This window comes from Cohaesibacter sp. CAU 1516, from assembly GCF_005771485.1.
Lineage (GTDB): Bacteria > Pseudomonadota > Alphaproteobacteria > Rhizobiales > Cohaesibacteraceae > Cohaesibacter > Cohaesibacter intestini.
Window position 1 is genome coordinate 119,563 of record NZ_VANT01000005.1, and the last position, 19,747, is coordinate 139,309.

The 19,747-nt window shown below is 54.5% G+C and carries 19 protein-coding genes; 8 read left to right on the forward strand and 11 right to left on the reverse strand.

Annotation, left to right across the window (positions count from 1 at the left end; all coding sequences use genetic code 11):
- Window positions 1–143: 143 nt before the first annotated feature.
- Window positions 144–998 carry a branched-chain amino acid aminotransferase gene (locus tag FDK21_RS13895; protein WP_114010155.1) on the reverse strand — a complete coding sequence of 285 codons (855 nt, stop codon included), beginning with the start codon at window positions 996–998 and terminating at the stop codon, window positions 144–146.
- A 157-nt stretch (window positions 999–1,155) separates the two neighbouring features.
- Here FDK21_RS13895 and FDK21_RS13900 point away from each other — a divergent pair, with 157 nt between their 5' ends.
- Both FDK21_RS13900 and FDK21_RS13905 read left to right on the forward strand, forming a co-directional pair.
- Window positions 1,156–1,455 (forward strand): hypothetical protein, encoded by a 300-nt coding sequence (locus tag FDK21_RS13900; protein ID WP_138149187.1) that lies wholly within the window; start codon window positions 1,156–1,158, stop codon window positions 1,453–1,455.
- Window positions 1,456–1,479: 24 nt separating this feature from the next.
- Window positions 1,480–2,151: a haloacid dehalogenase type II gene (locus tag FDK21_RS13905; RefSeq protein ID WP_138149189.1), complete on the forward strand. Its 672-nt coding sequence runs from the start codon at window positions 1,480–1,482 to the stop codon at window positions 2,149–2,151.
- Here the strand turns inward: FDK21_RS13905 and FDK21_RS13910 are convergent.
- The 5 genes from FDK21_RS13910 to FDK21_RS13930 all read right to left on the reverse strand — a co-directional run bounded on the left by FDK21_RS13910 (window position 2,148) and on the right by FDK21_RS13930 (window position 7,714).
- On the reverse strand, window positions 2,148–2,633 hold the full coding sequence (locus FDK21_RS13910) for a GNAT family N-acetyltransferase (RefSeq protein WP_171022090.1): 486 nt from the start codon (window positions 2,631–2,633) through the stop codon (window positions 2,148–2,150). The genes FDK21_RS13905 and FDK21_RS13910 overlap by 4 nt on opposite strands.
- The gene (locus FDK21_RS13915; protein WP_138149193.1) at window positions 2,633–3,220 is read right to left on the reverse strand and encodes a TIGR00730 family Rossman fold protein; all 588 of its coding nucleotides are present in this window, start codon (window positions 3,218–3,220) and stop codon (window positions 2,633–2,635) included. The genes FDK21_RS13910 and FDK21_RS13915 overlap by 1 nt, the downstream gene beginning before the upstream one ends.
- A gap of 47 nt (window positions 3,221–3,267) precedes the next feature.
- Window positions 3,268–3,588 carry a heavy metal-binding domain-containing protein gene (locus FDK21_RS13920; RefSeq protein ID WP_114010151.1) on the reverse strand — a complete coding sequence of 107 codons (321 nt, stop codon included), beginning with the start codon at window positions 3,586–3,588 and terminating at the stop codon, window positions 3,268–3,270.
- A 138-nt stretch (window positions 3,589–3,726) separates the two neighbouring features.
- Complete coding sequence (scpA, locus tag FDK21_RS13925; protein ID WP_114010150.1) at window positions 3,727–5,871, reverse strand: methylmalonyl-CoA mutase; 2,145 nt, start codon at window positions 5,869–5,871, stop codon at window positions 3,727–3,729.
- Window positions 5,872–5,890: 19 nt separating this feature from the next.
- Entirely contained in the window at window positions 5,891–7,714 is a 1,824-nt protein-coding gene (locus FDK21_RS13930) for a methylmalonyl-CoA mutase family protein (RefSeq protein ID WP_138149195.1), read from the reverse strand.
- Window positions 7,715–8,768: 1,054 nt separating this feature from the next.
- Between FDK21_RS13930 and FDK21_RS13935 the strand changes: the two genes are divergently transcribed.
- Window positions 8,769–9,263 carry a helix-turn-helix transcriptional regulator gene (locus FDK21_RS13935; protein WP_171022091.1) on the forward strand — a complete coding sequence of 165 codons (495 nt, stop codon included), beginning with the start codon at window positions 8,769–8,771 and terminating at the stop codon, window positions 9,261–9,263.
- Window positions 9,264–9,500: 237 nt separating this feature from the next.
- Window positions 9,501–10,244, forward strand: a complete 744-nt coding sequence (locus tag FDK21_RS13940; protein WP_114010145.1) for a hypothetical protein — start codon at window positions 9,501–9,503, stop codon at window positions 10,242–10,244.
- A 134-nt stretch (window positions 10,245–10,378) separates the two neighbouring features.
- Here the strand turns inward: FDK21_RS13940 and FDK21_RS13945 are convergent, their stop codons facing one another.
- Both FDK21_RS13945 and FDK21_RS13950 read right to left on the reverse strand, forming a co-directional pair.
- Complete coding sequence (locus tag FDK21_RS13945; RefSeq protein WP_114010144.1) at window positions 10,379–10,789, reverse strand: DUF4332 domain-containing protein; 411 nt, start codon at window positions 10,787–10,789, stop codon at window positions 10,379–10,381.
- Between the two features lie 181 nt (window positions 10,790–10,970).
- Window positions 10,971–11,348 (reverse strand): DUF2267 domain-containing protein, encoded by a 378-nt coding sequence (locus tag FDK21_RS13950; protein ID WP_114010143.1) that lies wholly within the window; start codon window positions 11,346–11,348, stop codon window positions 10,971–10,973.
- A gap of 413 nt (window positions 11,349–11,761) precedes the next feature.
- Here FDK21_RS13950 and FDK21_RS13955 point away from each other — a divergent pair, with 413 nt between their 5' ends.
- Both FDK21_RS13955 and FDK21_RS13960 read left to right on the forward strand, forming a co-directional pair.
- Window positions 11,762–13,351, forward strand: coding sequence for a helicase HerA-like domain-containing protein (locus FDK21_RS13955; protein WP_138149461.1), 1,590 nt, complete (start codon window positions 11,762–11,764; stop codon window positions 13,349–13,351).
- A 203-nt stretch (window positions 13,352–13,554) separates the two neighbouring features.
- Window positions 13,555–14,376: a hypothetical protein gene (locus FDK21_RS13960; RefSeq protein ID WP_138149199.1), complete on the forward strand. Its 822-nt coding sequence runs from the start codon at window positions 13,555–13,557 to the stop codon at window positions 14,374–14,376.
- A 77-nt stretch (window positions 14,377–14,453) separates the two neighbouring features.
- On the opposite strand, the gene FDK21_RS13965 is transcribed toward FDK21_RS13960, so the two are convergent.
- Entirely contained in the window at window positions 14,454–14,807 is a 354-nt protein-coding gene (locus FDK21_RS13965; protein ID WP_138149201.1) for a DUF5368 domain-containing protein, read from the reverse strand.
- Window positions 14,808–14,830: 23 nt separating this feature from the next.
- Window positions 14,831–16,162 carry an FAD/NAD(P)-binding oxidoreductase gene (locus FDK21_RS13970; protein ID WP_246657585.1) on the reverse strand — a complete coding sequence of 444 codons (1,332 nt, stop codon included), beginning with the start codon at window positions 16,160–16,162 and terminating at the stop codon, window positions 14,831–14,833.
- A 557-nt stretch (window positions 16,163–16,719) separates the two neighbouring features.
- On the opposite strand from FDK21_RS13970, the gene FDK21_RS13975 reads away from it, so the two are divergent.
- Window positions 16,720–18,111 (forward strand): dipeptidase, encoded by a 1,392-nt coding sequence (locus FDK21_RS13975; protein WP_138149203.1) that lies wholly within the window; start codon window positions 16,720–16,722, stop codon window positions 18,109–18,111.
- Window positions 18,112–18,183: 72 nt separating this feature from the next.
- On the opposite strand, the gene FDK21_RS13980 is transcribed toward FDK21_RS13975, so the two are convergent.
- Complete coding sequence (locus tag FDK21_RS13980) at window positions 18,184–18,693, reverse strand: ferritin (RefSeq protein ID WP_138149205.1); 510 nt, start codon at window positions 18,691–18,693, stop codon at window positions 18,184–18,186.
- 320 nt (window positions 18,694–19,013) lie between these two features.
- Here FDK21_RS13980 and FDK21_RS13985 point away from each other — a divergent pair, with 320 nt between their 5' ends.
- Window positions 19,014–19,604, forward strand: coding sequence for a DUF1131 family protein (locus FDK21_RS13985; RefSeq protein ID WP_114010139.1), 591 nt, complete (start codon window positions 19,014–19,016; stop codon window positions 19,602–19,604).
- The last annotated feature ends 143 nt before the right edge of the window (window positions 19,605–19,747 follow it).

Sequence of the window (19,747 nt, forward strand, 5' to 3'; positions counted from 1 at the left end):
CTCACTGGTTATCTAGATCAGCAAAATGTCAAAAGCTGGGCAATAGTCCAACTGGTTGTTAACGGATGCAATAACTCCAAGAACAAAAAAAGGGAGCAATGCTCCCCTTTGTGAATGCCCAATTTTCAGGCGCCGTTGGCCCTCTATTTGTGGGCATAGTCCCAATAGAGCGCACGCGCACGTTCGGCGATGGGGCCGATACCAAGCTCACGATCACAGAATGTGTGGATCGGGGTGACCTTGGAATAGTTGCCCGTCGAGAACATTTCGTCAGCCTCAAGGCAATCCTGCGGCTTCAGGGTACATTCGACCACTGTTTCGCCAGCTTCCCGAAGCAGCTTGATGACACGCTGGCGGGTGATGCCATTGAGGAATGTCCCATTCGGGATCGGGGTCTTGACGATGCCGTCCTTGACGATGAAGACGTTGGCGGTGGCCAGTTCAGCAACATTGCCCAACATGTCGCAAACAAGCGCATTGTCAAAGCCATTGGCAATGGCTTCGTTGAGACAGCGAGCATTGTTGGGATAGAGGCAGGCTGCCTTGGCGTTGACCGGCATGGTTTCAATTGTCGGGCGACGGAATGAGGTGGTGCCGACACTGATGCTGCCAGTCTTGTTCAGGGGGGCATCGAACAGCGTCAGGCAAAAGTCGATTTCATCAGGATGGGCGGCGATGACACCATTGCCCTGCCCAACGGCCCAATAGGTCGGGCGCACATAGATGGCAGAGCCTGCGTCGAATTTGGCCGCGCCTTCCTTGGTCAGCTCCATCATTTCACCAACCTGCATGGTCGGATTCATACCAAGAGCCGAGGCCGAATCGTTGGTGCGACCACAATGAAGGTCGAGATCAGGCATCACACCGTCAAACACGCGGGCACCGTCAAAAACCGTCGAGCCAAGCCAGAAGGCGTGGGCCCGAGGGCCCATCAGTGGCGGATTGCCTTCATGCCATTCCCCTTTGTACCAGGTCCAGGTTTTTGAAAATTCCGTCATCGTCTTTCCCTCAGTTGTTGTCCCATGCCTTGTCTGGTTCGCGCATACAGGTACTTTCCCGGCCTTTGACCCTTCACGGGAGCCGGCCTGATCCTTTGCATTGCGATGTGTCCGGGGTGCCTTTCGGCAGGCATGGCAGGATATTTTTCAGATCTGAATGGAAACCAAACTGGGCGCAGAGGTCAAGACATTCCTGTCTATTGATGAAATAAGGTGCAAATCATTCTCTCTTCTGTTGAAAGAGCAAAGAAAGCGCAAGAAACCTTCTCAAACTACGCACTTTTACCCCACCATCTCGCCTATGGGGTGCCTACGACCCTTTGCCCCCTTGAAATATGGTCAACCATGGGCAACTCTGCCTTTCCGCTCCGGCCCTGTTATTTGCGGCGCCGAGGCAACAAATCAAAATGGCTTTCGGCCTGAAGGCAAAGCCAACCTGAATAAAAAAAGAACCTGACGATAAAAAAAGGGGGAGAGAGACATGGCGGGACAGGATCCATGCTCCATTTTCGTATTTGACGCCTATGGGACCTTGTTTGATGTTCATTCTGCCGTGCGCCGCCATGGCGATCGTCTCGGTCCAGACGCACAGGCTTTTTCCGATCTGTGGCGACTAAAGCAACTGGAATATAGCTGGATCTATGCCCTAATGGAGCGTTATGTCGACTTTTGGGCTCTGACCGAGCGCGCACTCGACTTTGCTTTTAGCAAATATCCCGAAGTTGACCGTGCTGTGCGCGGCGATTTGTTGGCGGCCTATGAGGAGTTGGATGCCTATGAAGAAGTGCGCACCATTCTTGAGCAGCTGAAGGGAAGCGGGAAAGAACTGGCGATTCTGTCCAATGGCTCACCCGCCATGCTGTCGTCGGCAGTGGAGCGCAATGGTCTTGGCGACCTGTTTGATCATGTCCTGTCGGTCGATGGCATTCGCACCTTCAAGACAAAACCGGCGACCTACGATCTGGTGACCACGGCCTTTCGCTGTTTCCCCAGTGCGGTGTCTTTCCAGTCTTCAAACCGCTGGGACATTGCCGGGGCAAGCGCCTATGGCTTCCAGACGGTCTGGATCAACCGGACCGGCCAACCAGATGAGTATCGCGACTTCTCACCCTTGGCGCAGCTGAAGGATCTGACAGGGCTTCTGAATCTTTAAAGCGCCTTGCCCAACACCCAGAATTCCGAGCCGTTCTTGTCGAATGGCTCGATCTTCTGATAGCCGCTGGTCCGGTGCAGGTCCGGCTCTCCAGTGGCGATGAACAGCTCTTCGAAGCCATAGTCACGGGCGATGGCCTCGACCTTCTCGACCAGATCAAGGGCCAGAGACGAGCCTTTCAGGTCAGGGGCGAACGAGATACCAGAAATCCAAGGTCCAAGATCGTCAAAGGCTTCGGTATCGGTCTGGACCAGAGCCGCGAGTCCGACAATCTGCCCTTCCTTCTCCCCGTCTGCCCGGTAAGCGACAATCGCATCTTCCTGCTCACCATCAAGCGCCAGCTTGCGGAAGGCAGCCAAGCGCATTTCGTACCCCTCTATGCTGTCATCACCGCTCAAATCCGCATGAAAGGCGGCGCATGGTGCGGCAAGGTCAGGCAGTTCGGACAGGCGAATGAAGTCGAGAGTCTGGAGACCAGTCATCAGGTCTGGCTTTCCTTGGTGATCCATTTGCCGACATTCTGAGGGGCTTGATAGCCCTCCATGCGATCGAGCAATGCGGTCACCTCTTCCTCAACAATCAGCATATCGCGGTGGCCTTGCTTGACAAAGGCTTCGGCCACCATGTTGTCGAAGAACTTGATGAGATGGTCATAATATCCATCGACATTGAGCAACGCAGATGGCTTGCCGTGCCAACCGAGCATGCCCCATGTCCAGACCTCGAACATTTCGTCCATGGTCCCTGCCCCACCGGGGAGCGAGACAAAACCATCGGACAGTTCGACCATCATGGCTTTACGGGTATGCATGCTGTCGACAATATGCAGCTCGGTGAGGCCTTTGTGGTCGACTTCCTTGCGCATCAAAGCATCGGGCAGGACCCCAATCACTTCGCCACCCGCTTCCAATGCGGCATCGGCGACGACGCCCATCAGGCCAACAGAGGAGCCGCCATAAACGACGCGGTATCCCCTGCGCACGATTTCCTTCGATAGGGTGATGGCAGCTTGTTCAAATTCCTTCTTGCGGCCCCAGCTGGCGCCGCAAAAAATGCAGATGCTCTTCATGGCAAGTCTCTTGTCTGTTCTGTTTGCGTGAGACTATTGCAGATTCGTTACTTGATGACGACAGCAGTACCAGAGGCTGCGACCATCAGCATCGAGCCACGCTCACCGACCGTTTCATAATCCACGTCAACGCCAATCACAGCATTGGCTCCGAGGCGCTGGGCATATTCGGTCATTTCGTCAAGGGCAATGTCCCGCGCCTTTTGCAACTCGCCTTCATAGGCTCCGGCCCGACCACCGACGATATCTCGGATTCCGGCAAAAAAGTCCTTGAAGACGTTGGCACCCAGAATGGCCTCGCCATTGACCATGCCTTTATAGTCAACGATCTGGTGGCCTTCGACATTATCGGTGGTGGTGATCAGCATGGATGTATCCCCCTATGGCTGCTGAATGCGGCTTGGATCATCCATAGGTGGGATCTGTGACAAGGGGATCAAGATGCCAGATAAAAAGAAAGCCGCCCCGTGGGGCGGCTTTCCTATCTCGTTCGAACGTTGGGCGACTTATTTGTAGCCGAGACGCTCGTTGAGTTTTTCGATCACGTCGATTGCGGAGTCTGCAATCACGGTGCCTGGAGCGTAAATCGCTGCAGCGCCAGCTTCGTAGAGAGCATCGTAATCCTGTGGAGGAATAACACCACCAGCAACGATCATGATGTCGCCACGACCTTCGTCTTCGAGCACTTTCTTCAGAGCAGGAACCAGGGTCAGGTGACCAGCTGCCAGAGAGGAAGCTGCTACGACGTGAACGTCGTTTTCAACTGCCTGACGGCCAGATTCTTCTGGGGTCTGGAAGAGAGGTCCGATATCAACGTCGAAGCCGAGGTCAGCAAAGCCGGATGCAACCACTTTCTGGCCGCGATCGTGGCCGTCCTGGCCCATTTTGGCGATGAGGATACGAGGACGACGACCGTCGTTTTTCTCGAAGTCAGCAACCAGTTTTTCGATCTTCTCGATTTTGTCAGACATCGCAGCAGCCTCTTTACGGTAGACACCGGAGATGGACTTGATCTCTGCTTTGTGACGGCCAACGACTTTCTCGATAGCGTCGGAGATCTCACCAACAGTTGCCTTAACGCGAGCAGCTTTCACGGAGAGGTCAAGCAAGTTGCCATCGCCAGCCGCACATGCGTTGGTCAGAGCGGTCAGAGCGGAGTCGACATCAGCCTGACTACGCTCGGCCCGCAGGCGCTCGAGTTTTTCAAGCTGCTGTTGACGAACAACCGTATTTTCCACTTTAAGAACTTCGATCTGCTCGTCAACTTCTGGAACATACTTGTTCACGCCAACAACGGTCTGGGAACCGGAGTCGATGCGAGCCTGAGTTTTCGCAGAAGCTTCTTCGATGCGAAGCTTAGGAACACCAGATTCGATGGCTTTTGCCATGCCGCCCAGTTCGTCGACTTCCTCGATATGCTTGAGTACTTTTTCTACCAGCTCGGCAGTCAGTTTCTCAACATAGTTGGAGCCACCCCATGGGTCGATCACTTTGGTGGTGCCGCTTTCCTGCTGCAGGAACAGCTGGGTGTTACGAGCAATACGAGCAGAGAAGTCAGTTGGCAGAGCCAGTGCTTCGTCAAGCGCGTTGGTGTGCAGGGACTGCGTGTGGCCCTGGGTAGCACCCATTGCTTCGATCGCGGTACGACCGATGTTGTTGTAAACGTCCTGAGCGGTCAAAGACCAACCGGAAGTCTGGGAGTGGGTACGCAGGGAGTAGGATTTAGGATTCTTCGGATTGAAGCGTTCCTTGACCAACTTCGCCCATACCAGACGACCAGCGCGCATTTTGGCAACTTCCATGAAGAAGTTCATGCCAATTGCCCAGAAGAAGGACAGGCGCGGTGCGAAGGCATCAACGTCGAGGCCGGTTTCTACACCAGACTTGATGTATTCCAGACCATCGGCGATGGTGTATGCGAGTTCGAGGTCAGCGGTCGCACCTGCTTCTTGCATGTGGTAACCGGAGATCGAGATCGAGTTGAATTTCGGCATGTTCTGCGAGGTGTACGCAAAGATGTCCGAAATGATGCGCATGGAAGGTGCTGGTGGATAGATGTAGGTGTTACGGACCATGAACTCTTTCAGAATGTCGTTCTGAATGGTACCGGCCAGCAACTTCTGGTCTACGCCCTGCTCTTCAGCTGCGGTGATGTACAGAGCCAGAACTGGAAGAACGGCGCCGTTCATGGTCATGGACACGGACATCTTGTCGAGCGGAATACCGTCGAACAGGGTGCGCATGTCGTAGATGCTGTCGATGGCCACACCAGCCATACCAACGTCACCTACCACGCGTGGGTGGTCAGAGTCGTAACCGCGGTGGGTTGCAAGGTCAAACGCGATGGAGAGACCTTTCTGACCAGCGGCCAGGTTACGACGGTAGAATGCGTTGGATTCTTCAGCGGTGGAGAAACCGGCATACTGACGAACAGTCCAAGGACGCTGGGTATACATGGTCGGGTATGGGCCACGAGCGAACGGAGCCATACCTGGGTAGCTGTCCAGGAAGTCGTAGGATGCGATGTCAGCATCGGTGTAGGTGTTCTTCACTGCGATGCCCTCAGGGGTCATCCAGGAAGCGTCGGAGCCATTGGCCACTGGGCCTTCAGGCTTGAATGCGACGTCGGCAAAATTAGGGAGTTTGCTCATAATTCAAGTTCCTTAAGCCTTAAGCCTTCGCGATGCCCAAACGAGCGTGGATGTTCTGCAGTTCACCAAGAACGTCGCAGCCTTCGAAGCAGTAAGCTTCAACACCAGCAGCAGACAGTTTTTCCATGATGTCAGCAGGACGACCAGCCAGCCAGAGCATTTCAACGCCAGCTTCTTTGAGTTCCTTGGCAACTTCTTCGCCCATTTCTTCATAGCGAGCATCAGACGCTACGAGACAAGCGATTTTCGCACCGGAAGCCTTGAAGGCTGCGCCGATTTCGCCAGTTTCCAAGAAGTTCTGATCGGACAGAGACTTGATGCCACCGGCTTCGAAGAAGTTTTTCGCCCAGGTTGCACGTGCGGTGAATTCGGCAATTTTACCGATCTGAGCAAAGAAGACGGTTGGTTCACCGGCAGCTTTGGCAGCATCACGCAGCGCTTCGAAAGGCATGGAGTAGCGGAAGACTTTGAGAGGTTCGCAAGATTCGCCTGCTGGAGCCGCAGCCAATTCGGTGCGTTCAGCTTCGTCAACAGCGGTTTCGCCTTCCAGAATGTTCGGGAATGCGGAAGAACCGGTCAGCGCTTCTTTACGCTTGGCGATCAGTGCGTTACGGACTTCGCTCGACTTGGCGATAGCTTCCTGAACCAGACCGGATTTCAGAGCTGCGTCGATACCGCCGGCAGCAAAGATTTCCTGGAACAGAACCCAAGCAGCGTTGCCATACTGGTCGGTCAGATCTTCAACATAGCCCGAACCAGCTGCAGGGTCAGTGACGCGATAGAGGTTGGATTCCTCGATCAGCATGATCTGCAGGTTACGAACGATACGACGACCCAGAGCATTTGGCAGGCCAAGTGCGATGGCATGTGGCAGGATGCAAACGCTGTTTGCCCCACCAACACCGGCAGCGAAGCCAGCGGTGGATACGCGCAGGGTGTTCACCCATGGATCCAGACGGGTGGTCATAGCAAAGGAGGTTTCAGCATGCAGGCTGAGCGCTTTGAACTCAACGCCAGCAGCATCCAGCAGGTTCGCCCACAGTTTACGCATGGCGCGCAGTTTGGACAGGGAACCGAACTGGTCAGCGCTTACGGACAGGGTGACATCGATGAGACCAAATGCCTCTGCGGTGTCAAAGCCGTTTTCTTCAAGCGCCTTCACATAGGTGATGATGGTTGCGACAACAGCGCCGAGTTCCTGAGAATCGGAAGCGCCAGCATCATGGTAAGGACGGCCATCAACAGTGATGAATGGGCCTTTGAAGCCTTTGTCCTGCAAGCCACGGATGGTTTCAGCCAGTTCAGCTGCCCAACCGGTAGCAACACCACCAGTGGAAGCGAAGTTGCCCAGAGGATCAAAACCGAAGGACAGGCAGAGACCAGCTGGGGCAGCGCCCTTAGCTTCAACGAACTCTACGAAAGCAGCCTGGCCAGCGCCTTCGAGGCGGAGGCTAACGACGTCAAGCATGACACCGTCGAGTGCTTTGGCGATTGCGTCCTTGTCAGCGGCAATACCGTAGCCACGGGCGGCTGCGCTGCCTGCGAAAGGAACAACCAGCATGTTGGAGCCGTTTTTCAGGTCGTCCAGCGCTTGCTTGTTAGCTTTAGCGACATCTGGATTGTCGACGCGCTGAGCAACAGCCCAAGGGGTGTTGTCTGCACGCATGGCCAGAGGCTCTTTGCCTTTGGCACGGTGATACATTGGTTCCACTTCAAGACCATCAACGGTCTTGGTGGTCAGGCGGGAAACAGGTTTCCCTTTGAGGGCCTTTTCTACTGCCGCAACCCATTCATCACGGGAGAAGCCAGGAAAAGTGTCAGTTATCCTCAGAGCATCGCTCATCGTGTTCGCTCCAGTTAGTTAAAGATGAATACAGGAAACACGCCGCTCGCGCCCCTGCTCCAACCTCGGATTGAGTTTCCCAAACGCCGCCCCTCTCGCTCACTCAGCGGTTTGGCGCTTCCCTTGCGAAACATGCATCTGAACTGAATGATAGAGCAATGAACATCGACCGCTTTGTTATATCGCAAGTCCCTGTCCAAAGATGCGCTATTCTCCTCAGCTCTCATGATGTTCTTGTCGAATGCCGTGGACCCGAAATCGGAAGCCATTCTGGCCCAACGATTCAACGACGGATTGAAGGTGACCGAACTGGTCGGGATCCAACTATGGTTTAAGACCCACCCGTCCGTTCCGCAAGCTGGCCAAATGGTCCGGTTTGGGTTTGATATGTCTCAAATACATTTTCTCAGGCTGCGGAAACTGGCGAAATTCTCAGGGAAAATGCCTAACCCCTGCCTAGTCCAGACTGTTACGAATCATCGCACCGGTGATCTGGTATTTCCGCTTTGTCTTACAGGCATAGGTCGATTGATTTTTACGCAGACTTGACGAAACCATCGTCATTTTTGCCAAATCCAACGTTATAACCGCCGTTCACATCTGTTCAGAACCCAATATTTATGGTCGCGCTGTCACTCTTTTGGGTTGCCCTTTAGGGAACAATGGTTCAGGTATATCTACGGGTAAAAGTGGGGAAAGCGACTGTATTTCGATCCTGAATGTTCGGGATTGCGATTCATGTTGCCTTAAATAACAAATCAGGCGTCTCGATGGGGCGCTCAGATCGCAACACCAGAATTGCAGAAAAAGATAAATGTTCCATACCCAATGGTCTGCCAACGAGGCGATTCTGTCCGGACAGAATCGCGGTGGCACAAAAGGTTTATATCAGGAAATTGGGCAACGATTTCGCACTTATGGTGTGGAACGTGTTCTGATTTCGGGCATCCCCCTTCCTGGTCGTGACATGAGCAAGCTCGTGCTTCACCAAAATTGGGGCCAAGAGCCACTCACCCCTGTTCAATTGTCACAGATTCGCGGTAATGACGCGCTCGTGCGACGTCTTGCGGTGGCTCACAGGCCGGTCCGCTTGCTATCAAATGGCGCAGAAACCGAATGGCTGGCAAACGCTCCTCTATATGGTTTGCTTAAACGCAACAGCGGTGACCAGAATGGTTTCGACTCACTGATCGGCATGCATATTCCGCTCGAGCAGTTGCAGATACTGATCCTTCTGGCCGGCGCCAACGTTACCATTTCCGATGCTGACCTGTGCAATGCCATGAGCATGATCAGTCGCGATATGGAAGCGATGCACAGCGTCAAGCCATTGCTGCCGCCCCGTCCCGGCGAACTGTCCGTGCGCGAAAAGATGGTTCTGAGCAAGACGGCGGAAGGCAAGACTGCCAATGACATTGCCGTTGAGTTGGAAATTTCCCAGCGGACGGTGCATGCCCATCTGCAAAATGCTTCAGAGAAGATGCAAGCGGCCAACAAAACCCAGACGGTCGTTGAAGCTTTGCGTTACGCCCAGATCTCACTTGCCTGAGCAATAGACTCTTCGATGATGACAGCAAGACCGATTCTCGGTCTGCCTTGCAAAGAATGCCGCTTCATCGCGGCATTTTTTGTGTTTTGTAACAAAGTTTGTCCGTCCGGAAACACGATACAGTGGGTTACCAAAAAACTGGGATCTCACTTGCCTGTTTGGCGCCAGAGCCACGTCAACCGCTCCTATTGTTGCTAAGATCTGAATATACAGACCAACTCGACACAGGAGACCATCATGAAAACTCTTCTCAGCGGAGCTCTGATTGCGGCAGTTGCTATGACCGGCGCAGCAATGGCCTTTGGCCCCGGTTATCAGACCAACCAGCAAATGACACAGAATAACGGTCAATTCCAAATGCAACGCCCCGGCATGAGGCAAGGAATGGGACCAGGCATGCGGCAGGGAATGGGCCGCAGAATGGACTTCAATCAGACTCAGACCAACGCCTTCCCCAACCGTGGCAAGCGCACCGGAGAACCGGTGTTCGTCGATAGCTGGGACAGTGATGAAGACGGCACCGTCAGCCTTGCAGAAGCCAACGAGCGTCGAGCCGAGTTTTTCAGCGTGCTGGATGATGATGAAGACGGCAAAATTGTCGCCAAGGAGTTCACGGCCTTCCTGACCAACCAGAGAATGCCGCCAGAGGAAGCCACCAATGGGCAGCGAGGCCTGTTTGGCATGGATCTCGCCTTCAATGATGCCAACAAGGATGGTTTTGTGACCAAGGAAGAATTCCTGGCTCAAACCCAGCGTTGGCTTGATGGCATGGATCGTTCGGGTGACGGCAAAGTGACAAGCGCGGACTTCGGGCCGCGCAACGGACAGATGGCCAATAACAGCCAGTCCAACCAGACCTGGGGACCGGGCCGTGGCATGAAACAGGGCATGCAACGCGGTATGGGCCGTGGGATGAGACAGGGCATGGGCCGAGGAATGGGCCGCGGCATGGGCATGCGCTGGCAACAACAAGCCCAATAATCCCTACCGTTTCAGACCGGCCATTTGCAAAAAAGAGCTGAGCCAATCATAGTCGGTTGGCCCAGCTCTTTTCCTTGTCACATCTGGCAAGCCTTTGACCGCGCGAACCGCGATGGCCAGCCGCTCGCACTCGCTTAGTAGGTCATCATTGGCGGCAGTTCTTTTGCCTGCGCCACCCACTGTTCAACATTGCTCTGGGCTGGTACCTGACGAACAAGCTTCCGCTTTTCGTTGGCTTCTTTCATGGCGACGGTCAGATTGGCTGCATTGCGGTTGCGCAATTCCTTGACCGTGTCGACGCCAGCGGCTTCGAGCAGTTCGGAATATTCCTCACCGACACCCTTGATCCGCATCAGGTCAGCCATATTGGCCCATTTCAGAATGCGGGCATGCTCAATCCCGGTCTCGGTTTCCAGCGCCTTGCGGCCAGCCGGATCCTTTGCACGCTCCAGATAAGCCTTGGTGTTGGAAATGCCAACGGCTTTGAGTTTTTCCGCATAGGTTGGACCGATACCCTCGATTTTCGCAATTGGATAGGACGACATTCTTCTCTCCTCTGTACAAACGCTGTCCGTTGCAAACCAGCTTTTTGCTCATGATTGGACTGGACAGGCTCCCCATTTGATCCCCGCGGTGGTCGCCAACTGATCAAGTTCCGGTCAGTTAACAACCGCGTCATAGCCAGAGTGGGCCAAAAAAAAGCGACCCGCAAGGGCCGCTTTCTGACTAGATGATTTGGCTCAGGCCGGGGACCGATGAAATCACTTCATCGACTATCGACTCGTCGACATGTTCCTTGGCAATGTCAATCATCTCGCCAGCAACGGACTTCACTTCGCCCATGCCGAGACCTGCACTGTTCAGCTCGCTCATAGCGGCCATAGCACCACCCATGCCGCCCATCAGGCCACCGAGCAGTCCGCCGCCCGAATTGCTCTCTGCCTCAAGCAATTCCTTGGCATTGAGCGCTCCGGCAATCTGCTCCACCTTGTCGGTGTCGGCTTCCTTAGCAAGGAAGTTGAGGATGATTTTCACCGCAGCCTGAGCCATCTCTTCAGAAATACCCGCGGCCGATGCGATGCGCGAAATAATGACGTCTTGCATTCTAGTCTCCCTTGCAGCAGCCCCTTCCCCTTGGCTGGTGACTGCCTTCAACAAATTCGACGGTCGCTCCCCGCTCATCCAAAGCAATTGGGAAGGTGGTCCGTCTCCCGATTCAAACCTTACGTGTACGTTACCCTACACATGCTTGCATCAAAGGCAAGAGCATAGATGGTCCGTCTCAGACACAAGTCTTATCCATCTAAGCCCAGCGACACAATGCGAGAGCAATTTCCGAAAAGCCGGTTGCAGGCTTGTGACAAGCACCGTAAAAGAATCGGTGTGGGATTGATCTCTTCTGTCGCATTCAGCCTTATCGCACGCTGCCTGAACGCTGTATGAATAGATCATGGGAGTGGATGCAAAATCAGGATGCCCAATGGTCGCAGGACCAGGATGAGGAACGGGGAAAGCACATGCTGCAGGACGGCAAGGTCTATCTGGGAACTTCTTTTCTTACCAATGCAGACGGGAGCGAGACCAGTCAGGGAGAATATCTCAATCTGGCATTGGCCAATCGACACGGCCTGATTACCGGGGCAACGGGGACGGGCAAAACGGTGTCCCTCCAGATCCTGACGGAAGGCTTTTCCAATGCAGGGGTGCCGGTCTTCTGTGCCGACGTCAAGGGCGATCTGTCTGGCTTGGCAGCGGCGGGCGAACCGAAGGATTTCCTCGCCAAGCGGGCGGAGAAAATCGGCTTTGCAGACAAGTATGTCTTTGAAGCCATGCCGACCATTTTCTGGGATCTGTTCGGCGAACAGGGGCATCCGATCCGCACCACGATCACAGATATGGGCCCGTTGCTGCTGGCACGCCTTTTGGGGCTGAATGACACGCAGGAAGGGGTTTTGAACATCGCGTTCAAACTGGCCGATGACGAGGGTCTGTTGCTGCTTGATCTCAAGGATCTACGTGCCTTGCTGGTCAATATGGAAGAGCGACGCAAGGAACTGTCTGCCGCCTATGGCAATATTTCCACCGCCTCGATCGGCGCCATCCAGCGCGATCTGCTAGTTTTGGAACAACAGGGCGCAGAGCAGTTTTTTGGCGAGACTGCGCTGAATATCCTTGATCTGATGCGCACCACCCGTGACGGACGCGGGGTGGTCTCCGTGCTCGCAGCAGACAAGTTGATGCAGTCGCCGCGTCTCTACGCGACCTTCCTGTTGTGGCTGCTGTCTGAATTGTTCGAAGAGCTGCCAGAAGTCGGCGACCGGGACCGCCCTCGCCTCGTCTTCTTCTTTGATGAAGCCCATTTGCTGTTTGATGACGCGCCGAAGATTCTGGTCGAGAAAGTCGAACAAGTGGTCAAGCTGATCCGCTCCAAGGGCGTCGGTGTCTATTTCGTCACCCAGAACCCGCTCGATGTGCCCGATGGGGTTCTCTCCCAGCTTGGCAACCGGGTGCAACATGCGCTGCGTGCCTTCACACCCCGCGACCAGAAGGCCGTGAAGGTGGCCGCTGATACCTTCCGGCCCAATCCCGCGCTTGATACCCGCCAGGTGATCATGGAAATGGGTGTTGGTGAGGCTCTGGTGTCGACGCTGATGAAAAAGGGCGTGCCTTCCATGGTGCAACAAACCCTGATCCGCCCTCCTAGCTCACGTCTGGGGCCGATCAGCTCAGCCGAGCGGCAAGCAGTGATCAATAACAGCCCGGTATTGGGGGTCTATGACACTGTCGTTGACCGTGAAAGCGCCTATGAGATTCTCAAGGAACAGGCGGCCGAAAAGGCCAAGCGCGAAGCTGCGCAGCGGGCCAAGGAAGACAAACAACGCGAAGAGCAAGGCCGCATGAAACGAGGCCGTACAGGCTTCTCATTGCCGGATTTCGGCCGCGACGACCGTCCAACACGGCAATCACGACGCAGGACGACCAGCCGCCGCTCCAATAGGCAATCGGTCGCTGAAGCGGCCATGAAGTCCGTTGCCCGTTCGGTCGCCACTTCGCTTGGCAAAGCTTTGGTGCGCGGCATTCTGGGCAGTCTGAAAAGCGGGCGATGACTGCGACTTTCGACCGCTATGATTAGTCAAAAGTAACTGTATCTGTTTACGAAATCCAAGGAATTCTAGCGGACACTAGACGAACCCTTTGCTGGCTTGTCTGTTCAGGGCGTCCAGTCATTGACCAACAATTTATCCTTTCGTGGCGCTTTGTCTTTGCTGCGGGAGGATTTGGCATAGATATCTCGAAGTGTGAGGCCATCTTGTCGCGTCGCTTAAAACCAATCAAAGATCTCTCGGTTCTCATTCTTGCACCACGCAAGCATGACCGGCAATTGTGGGCAGAACTGCTGAAGAATTGTGACATTCGTAATCCGATCTCCATGACCGACATCAAGCAGGCCACTATCACAATTGGGGCAGGCCAAGTGGATGTGGTGTTTGTTGATGAAGCCTATGGACCGCAGGACATTGCCAACATTCTCATTCCGGCACGCAATGTCGAGTTTGCGGGAGGGCGCGGGGTGTGCCTGATCCTGTGTTCCAAAAAAGCGACGACTCAGGATGTGCTCAATGCCAGAAAGCTGGGTTTTGCCTCGCTGGTGATCCTGCCGGCCTCCACTGGAACCGTGCAAAAGCATCTGGAGCTTGCCGCGCGCTATATCCCGATGAGCGATGAAGAGCTGGGCTGGTCAGCCCCGAAAATTCAGGAGCATCGGGAAACCAAAGCCATGCCAGCTCCAAAGGACGATCCGGCATTTGGTTCGATATCTTCACCCTCTCCCATCCCATCAGGTCAGACTCATCAGTCATTAGCGAAATCCGATGCGTTCCGAGAAAGCCAAGCTGCTTCTTTGCCTGCATCCCAGACCTTGGCTGTTGACGGCACTGAGGAAGAGCCCCCGTCCCAAAGCGATGTTCTGAACCTGTCACGGCGCGACATAAGCAGAGAACCCGAGCCATCGCCCGCCAGTCAGCCAAGCGACAAACCGGCGTCTGATCCGGACCGCGAAGACGCCCTCGAGCGCCTGAAAGCGCCGGGCCGCAGTGGGTCTTCGGCAGAGGAAGAGGTGATTTTCCTGTGACCCCCTTCCCTTGCCTTCGCAAGACGCAAAAAACCGGGCCAAGAGCCCGGTTTTGTTTTTCTCAAGTCAGAGACTGCTCAGGCTTTGGTGTTGCTGAATAGCAGTCCCTGAAGCGTGTAGGCCACCATGACCGTACCAACCGCTCCGGCAATCCAGATCAAGGCGAGGATAATCAGATCGATCGGGCCACCAATGTCTCCATAGCCTGAGGAGGTCATTGTCTGGACGAACCAAATGGCCGCAAAGCCACCAATGACGCCGAGAATCTCGGAACGCAGGAAGCGCCCCGAAGCGAGTGTCCTTTCCCGGAACAGCACATAAAGAAAGGCGATCAGGCCGATGACTGCCAGTGCAACCAGCGCCCAGAAAAGGGCGGGGCCGAAAACTTCCTCGAAAACCGCCAGCAGGGTGGAAAGTGTCAGTTCTTTCATTGTTTCAACTCCTTTGCCGAGGGTTAGGCGCGGCCGCGCACCATGGCCAAATAAGTGGCTTTCAACGCAATTTCCTTCATCAACCAGGAAATCCAGAGTTCTTCCAGCGGTGCAATGACACCGGGGAAGCTGGGCACCAGATTGTTGTTGTAATCAAACTCGATCAGCATCGCCCGTCCGATCTTGGTAATCAGCGGACAAGAGGTATAGCCGTTATAGACTTCGTCGGACGTCTTGCCCTCGATGTCGGCAATTATGTGATCGACCGCCACCGGTACCTGCCATTTGACCGAGGCTGCGGTTTTGCCCTTTGGCACGCCTGCAACATCGCCAACCGCCCAGACATTTTTGAAGCGATTGTGGCGCAGATTGTATTTGTCGACATCCACCCAGCCGCCTTTGGCCATATCGCCCGGATGGATCGGCAGTGGGCTGTTCAACACAGCGTCGGGTGCCCGCATGGGCGGGATGACGTTGGTGAAGTCATAAGGCATGACCTTGTCACCGTCCGGTGTGGCAAAGGTGCAGATCTTCTTGCCCGGATCGATGGCTTTGAGCACATGATTGAAGACAGGCTTGACGCCGCGGTCGGCAAATAGCATGCGCAGCTTTTCATTGACGATCGGCACACCGAAAAAGCCATTATTGTGCGCGGCATAATGGACTTCGATCTTGCCGCGTGTTCCTTTGCGGCGGGCTCGATCATCGGTCAGGAAGGTATATTTGAGTGGCGCACCGGCACATTTCATACCGGTCGCTGGTCGGTAGAAAAGACCGACGCCGCCTTTATCGGTGAAGCGGTCCATTTCTCGCCATGTGGCTTCAGCTTCTTCCGGCCCCGCATAGACCGCCCCTATGCCGTCCTTACCGATGAGGCTCTTTTCGAAGCCTTCGATGGCATCGAAATCCAGCATCAAACCGGTTGTGACCAGCAGGTAGTCATAGGCAATGGCCTTGCCGCTCTGGGTGATGACCTTGTTGCCTTCCGGGTCAAACTCCGCAACGGCTTCCTCGATCAGCTCCGCCCCCGATGGCATCCATTCTCGGGTGGAGGAAACGGAATAGTTGGCGGGTTTGAGGCCTGCGGCAATCAGCGTGAAACCTGGTTGATAAAGATGACGCTTGCGACCATCAATCAGGGTGATTTTCACCCCATCCAGTTGCTTGGCCAGCCGGTTGGCCGCGGCAAGACCGGCAGCCCCAGCACCGGCGATAACGATATGAGCCTTGGTCTTGGTTTGCGCCTTGCTGTTGGATGCTGCGGCCGCTGCCGTCAGAAGAAGACCACTGCCTGCGGTTAATTTGAGCAGATCCCGGCGCGATGGGCGGGTGAGCGCTTTGAGCATTTGGGACATCTGGATCCTCCCGTGCTGAGCCTGTTGAGGGGTGACACCCGCTCCATGCGCGGTGCGCAGCGGAAGGATGAACGCCCCTGAGTTGCACTTTGATTATGCCATATTCACATCACTCTGTTTGGCAAAGCCCGGTCTTGCGACCACCAGCCGCACGTGTCGCACAGCTGCCCTGCGGAATAGCAGGGGCCACAAAACAGGCTTAACCCTCTGAAATACTGAGTTATTTAGGTAAATTCAGAGCAAAAATTCCATGACATAACGGTCAAATTCACTGACCTTTCGGTCTTTTATGGCGTCTTTATATTATAATTATCTTATTTGCGAAATATACTAACTTTAGAAAAAGACGCAAATTACATGCTACTTTTGACTACACCCAAGTCTCAATTTGGCTACCTCAGACTGGAAGTGATTCCCTTACGCCGGTGCATGAGACGGAAAAAGCACTCCCCGCTGTCTGGCAAGTGAGGCATCTTGCTGTTAGATTGACCTCTTCCCAATTGGGCTCTTTGCGCCCCTCCCCCCGACGAACTCACATAATCCAACAAGGATGTTCGATGTCTAAACTTGATGCCGTACTTGATCATATCGATGCTCATATCGATGAGTCCCTGTCCCGTCTTGAAGCGCTGGTGCGGTTCAAATCCATATCGACGGATCCAGCCTATAATGACGAGTGCAGAAAAGCCGCTGACTGGCTGGCGGGCGAGCTGAATGGCATCGGTTTCACGGCAGAGGTACGGGACACACCCGGCCATCCGATGGTCGTTGCCCATGATGCTGACCAAGCAGAAAAAACCGGTCCCAGTGTGCTGTTTTATGGTCACTATGATGTGCAACCGGTCGATCCGGTCGACCTTTGGAACACCGATCCGTTCGAGCCAACCATCGTTGAGCGCAAAGGCGTAAAAATGATGATGGGCCGCGGCACATCGGACGACAAGGGACAGTTGCTGACCTTTGTTGAGGCCTGCCGCGCCTATAAGGCCGTTGCGGGCTCGCTGCCGCTGGCGGTATCCTTCCTGTTTGAGGGAGAAGAGGAAAGCGGCTCCCCTAGCCTGTTGCCGTTCCTGCATGCAAACAAGGACGAGCTGTCAAAAGATCTGGCTCTGGTCTGTGATACAGGCATGTTTGATGCGGATACACCAAGCATCACCACAATGTTGCGTGGCCTGGTTGGTGAGGAAATCATCATCACAGCGGCTGACCGCGATTTGCATTCGGGCATGTATGGTGGGCCTGCTGCCAATCCGATCCGCATCCTGAGCAAAATCCTTGCCGACTTGCATGACGAGAATGGCCGCGTTCAGATCCCGGACTTTTATGAAGGCGTGCAGGAGTTGACCCCAGAGGTCAAGGCACAATGGGATGCCCTGCCATTTGACGGCAAGAGCTTCCTTGGTGAAGTTGATCTGTCGATCCCGGCCGGTGAGACCGGTTACAGCGTCTATGAACAGATCAATGCGCGACCAACCTGCGAATTCAATGGCATTATGGGTGGCTATACCGGCGATGGCTTCAAGACGGTTATTGCTTCCAAGGCGTCAGCAAAAGTCTCCTGCCGTCTGGTGGGCCAGCAGGATCCAGACAAGATCCGCGACAATCTGCGAGCCTTTGTCGAGGCGCGCGTCCCGGCTGACTGTACGGTAACCTTCGAAGAGCATGGTGCTGGACCAGCGCACAGCCTGTCGCCGGACTTCCCGCCACTGGCCAAAGGGGCGCAAGCCCTGAAGGATGAATGGAACAAGGATGCCATTCTGATGGGCATGGGTGGCTCGATTCCAATCGTCGGTGAGTTCAAGACGATTTTGGGCATGGATTCGATGCTGATCGGATTTGCGCTTGACGAGGACAATATCCATTCGCCAAACGAGAAGTATAATCTCAAGAGCTACCACAAGGGCATTCGCTCCTGGGCACGGGTGATTGCATCGTTGGCTGATGCCTGATCGCCTTGATTGAAAGACAAAAAAGCCGGGCGTTGCCCGGCTTTTTTGTGTTCCTTTGTGGCAAAGCCATGCTTATTCTTCGATCATCGGGGCTGGCGCTCGCTGCCCCAGACGGTCATCCATATCCTGAAGATTCCACTCATCATCGCCCGCAGCCAGCGCCAATTTGTAATTGCGGCGGAAGGTATCCTCTTCCTCGACCTGCTCCTCAAGAAACCATTGCAGCATGGCCGTGGTGCCATATTCGCGAGCCTCTGCAGCGGCAGAGAAAATATCATGAATGGCGGCCGTTACATGCTTCTCATGTTCATACGCTGTTTTCCAGGCATCCGCAGGTGAGTCAAACTCCGCCTTGGGTGCGTCCAGCTTGCCGATGGTGATGCGCCCGCCTCTTTTTTCCATGAAGTCGAACAGTTTGCGGGCATGCTCATGCTCTTCAATCGAGTGGGCCTGAAACCATTTTGCCATGCCGGTCAGATCGAGCGAGGCGAAATAGGCCGCAATCGACATATAGAGGTGAGAGGCAAACAGCTCGCTATTGATTTGAGCATTGAGTTTTTCAGCAACAGTATCATTAAGCATGCGTGTCATTCCTTGTCTTGAGACTGCCACCGTTCCCGGGTAACAGAACGTGAAGGGCTTGGTATCGCGCCATTTTACGTGATTTGTTGAATGTAAGCCGCATATTAAGTCAAGATCAATCCAAATATGATGGTTAACCCCTTGCTTATCCCCATTGGACGGCCATGACTACTTTCACCCGGAGGGCCTTGGTGTTAGGCTCTCGTTCTAACGGTCTTGAGCGAACCGTTGACCCGACGTTGTCAGGCCCGTCATTGGCCGGATATGGGCGTTTCTCAAGCGGCCATCAAAACAAAAGAAGAAAGCAGTCAGTTCAGTTCATGCGTGCATTCCTTACTAAAATTCTGCGCCCTGCGGCATTCGTGTTTGTCAGCGCAACGCTTGCAGCTTGCGGTGTTTCCATGGGGCCGATTGGCAATCAGGGTGCAGCACCGCCCCCCAAGGCAGTGTTGAGTGTGACCGATGCAGGCGTTGCGGGCCTGACATCTGAGACCAGCTATGGGCCAAAGGCTATTGGCGCCGCCATGCCGGGCTATCAGATCGAAACGATCCAGACCGCTGGTGAAACTGGAACGCAATGGACGTATGCGGCCTTTCTCAATGGCTTGCAGATGGCTCAGATTTTCAAAGGCACGGGCGGCAAGATCGGCGTTGTTCATGGCGTTGGCGATGCGGTGGCCGGACCGAATGGCGAGCGTCTTGGCATGTCCTTTGCGCAATCGCGTCTGCCACGCAGTGCCTGCCGGGTCGGCACTGGTCTTTGGCGCGGCATGGGGATTTGCAAGGCGGCCAACACCGAAAAAGTCACGCTGATTTTCGCGATCTCCGGCTTCACCGGCCCATTTGACCGTTTGCCTCCTGCCAATCAGTTTGATCAGGCCACCCTGCAACGCATTCTTTGGACACCTTGATCCAATTTTCTCTCCCAATCCTCCTCCTTGCGGCCTAAAGTGTTTAAAAGGTGAGCAAAAGAGCGTCATTGGGCCTTGCCTCATTTATGTGCAGATGCATGTTTATAGTTAAAGTGTTTTTCTTTTCGGATCGGACCTTCTCC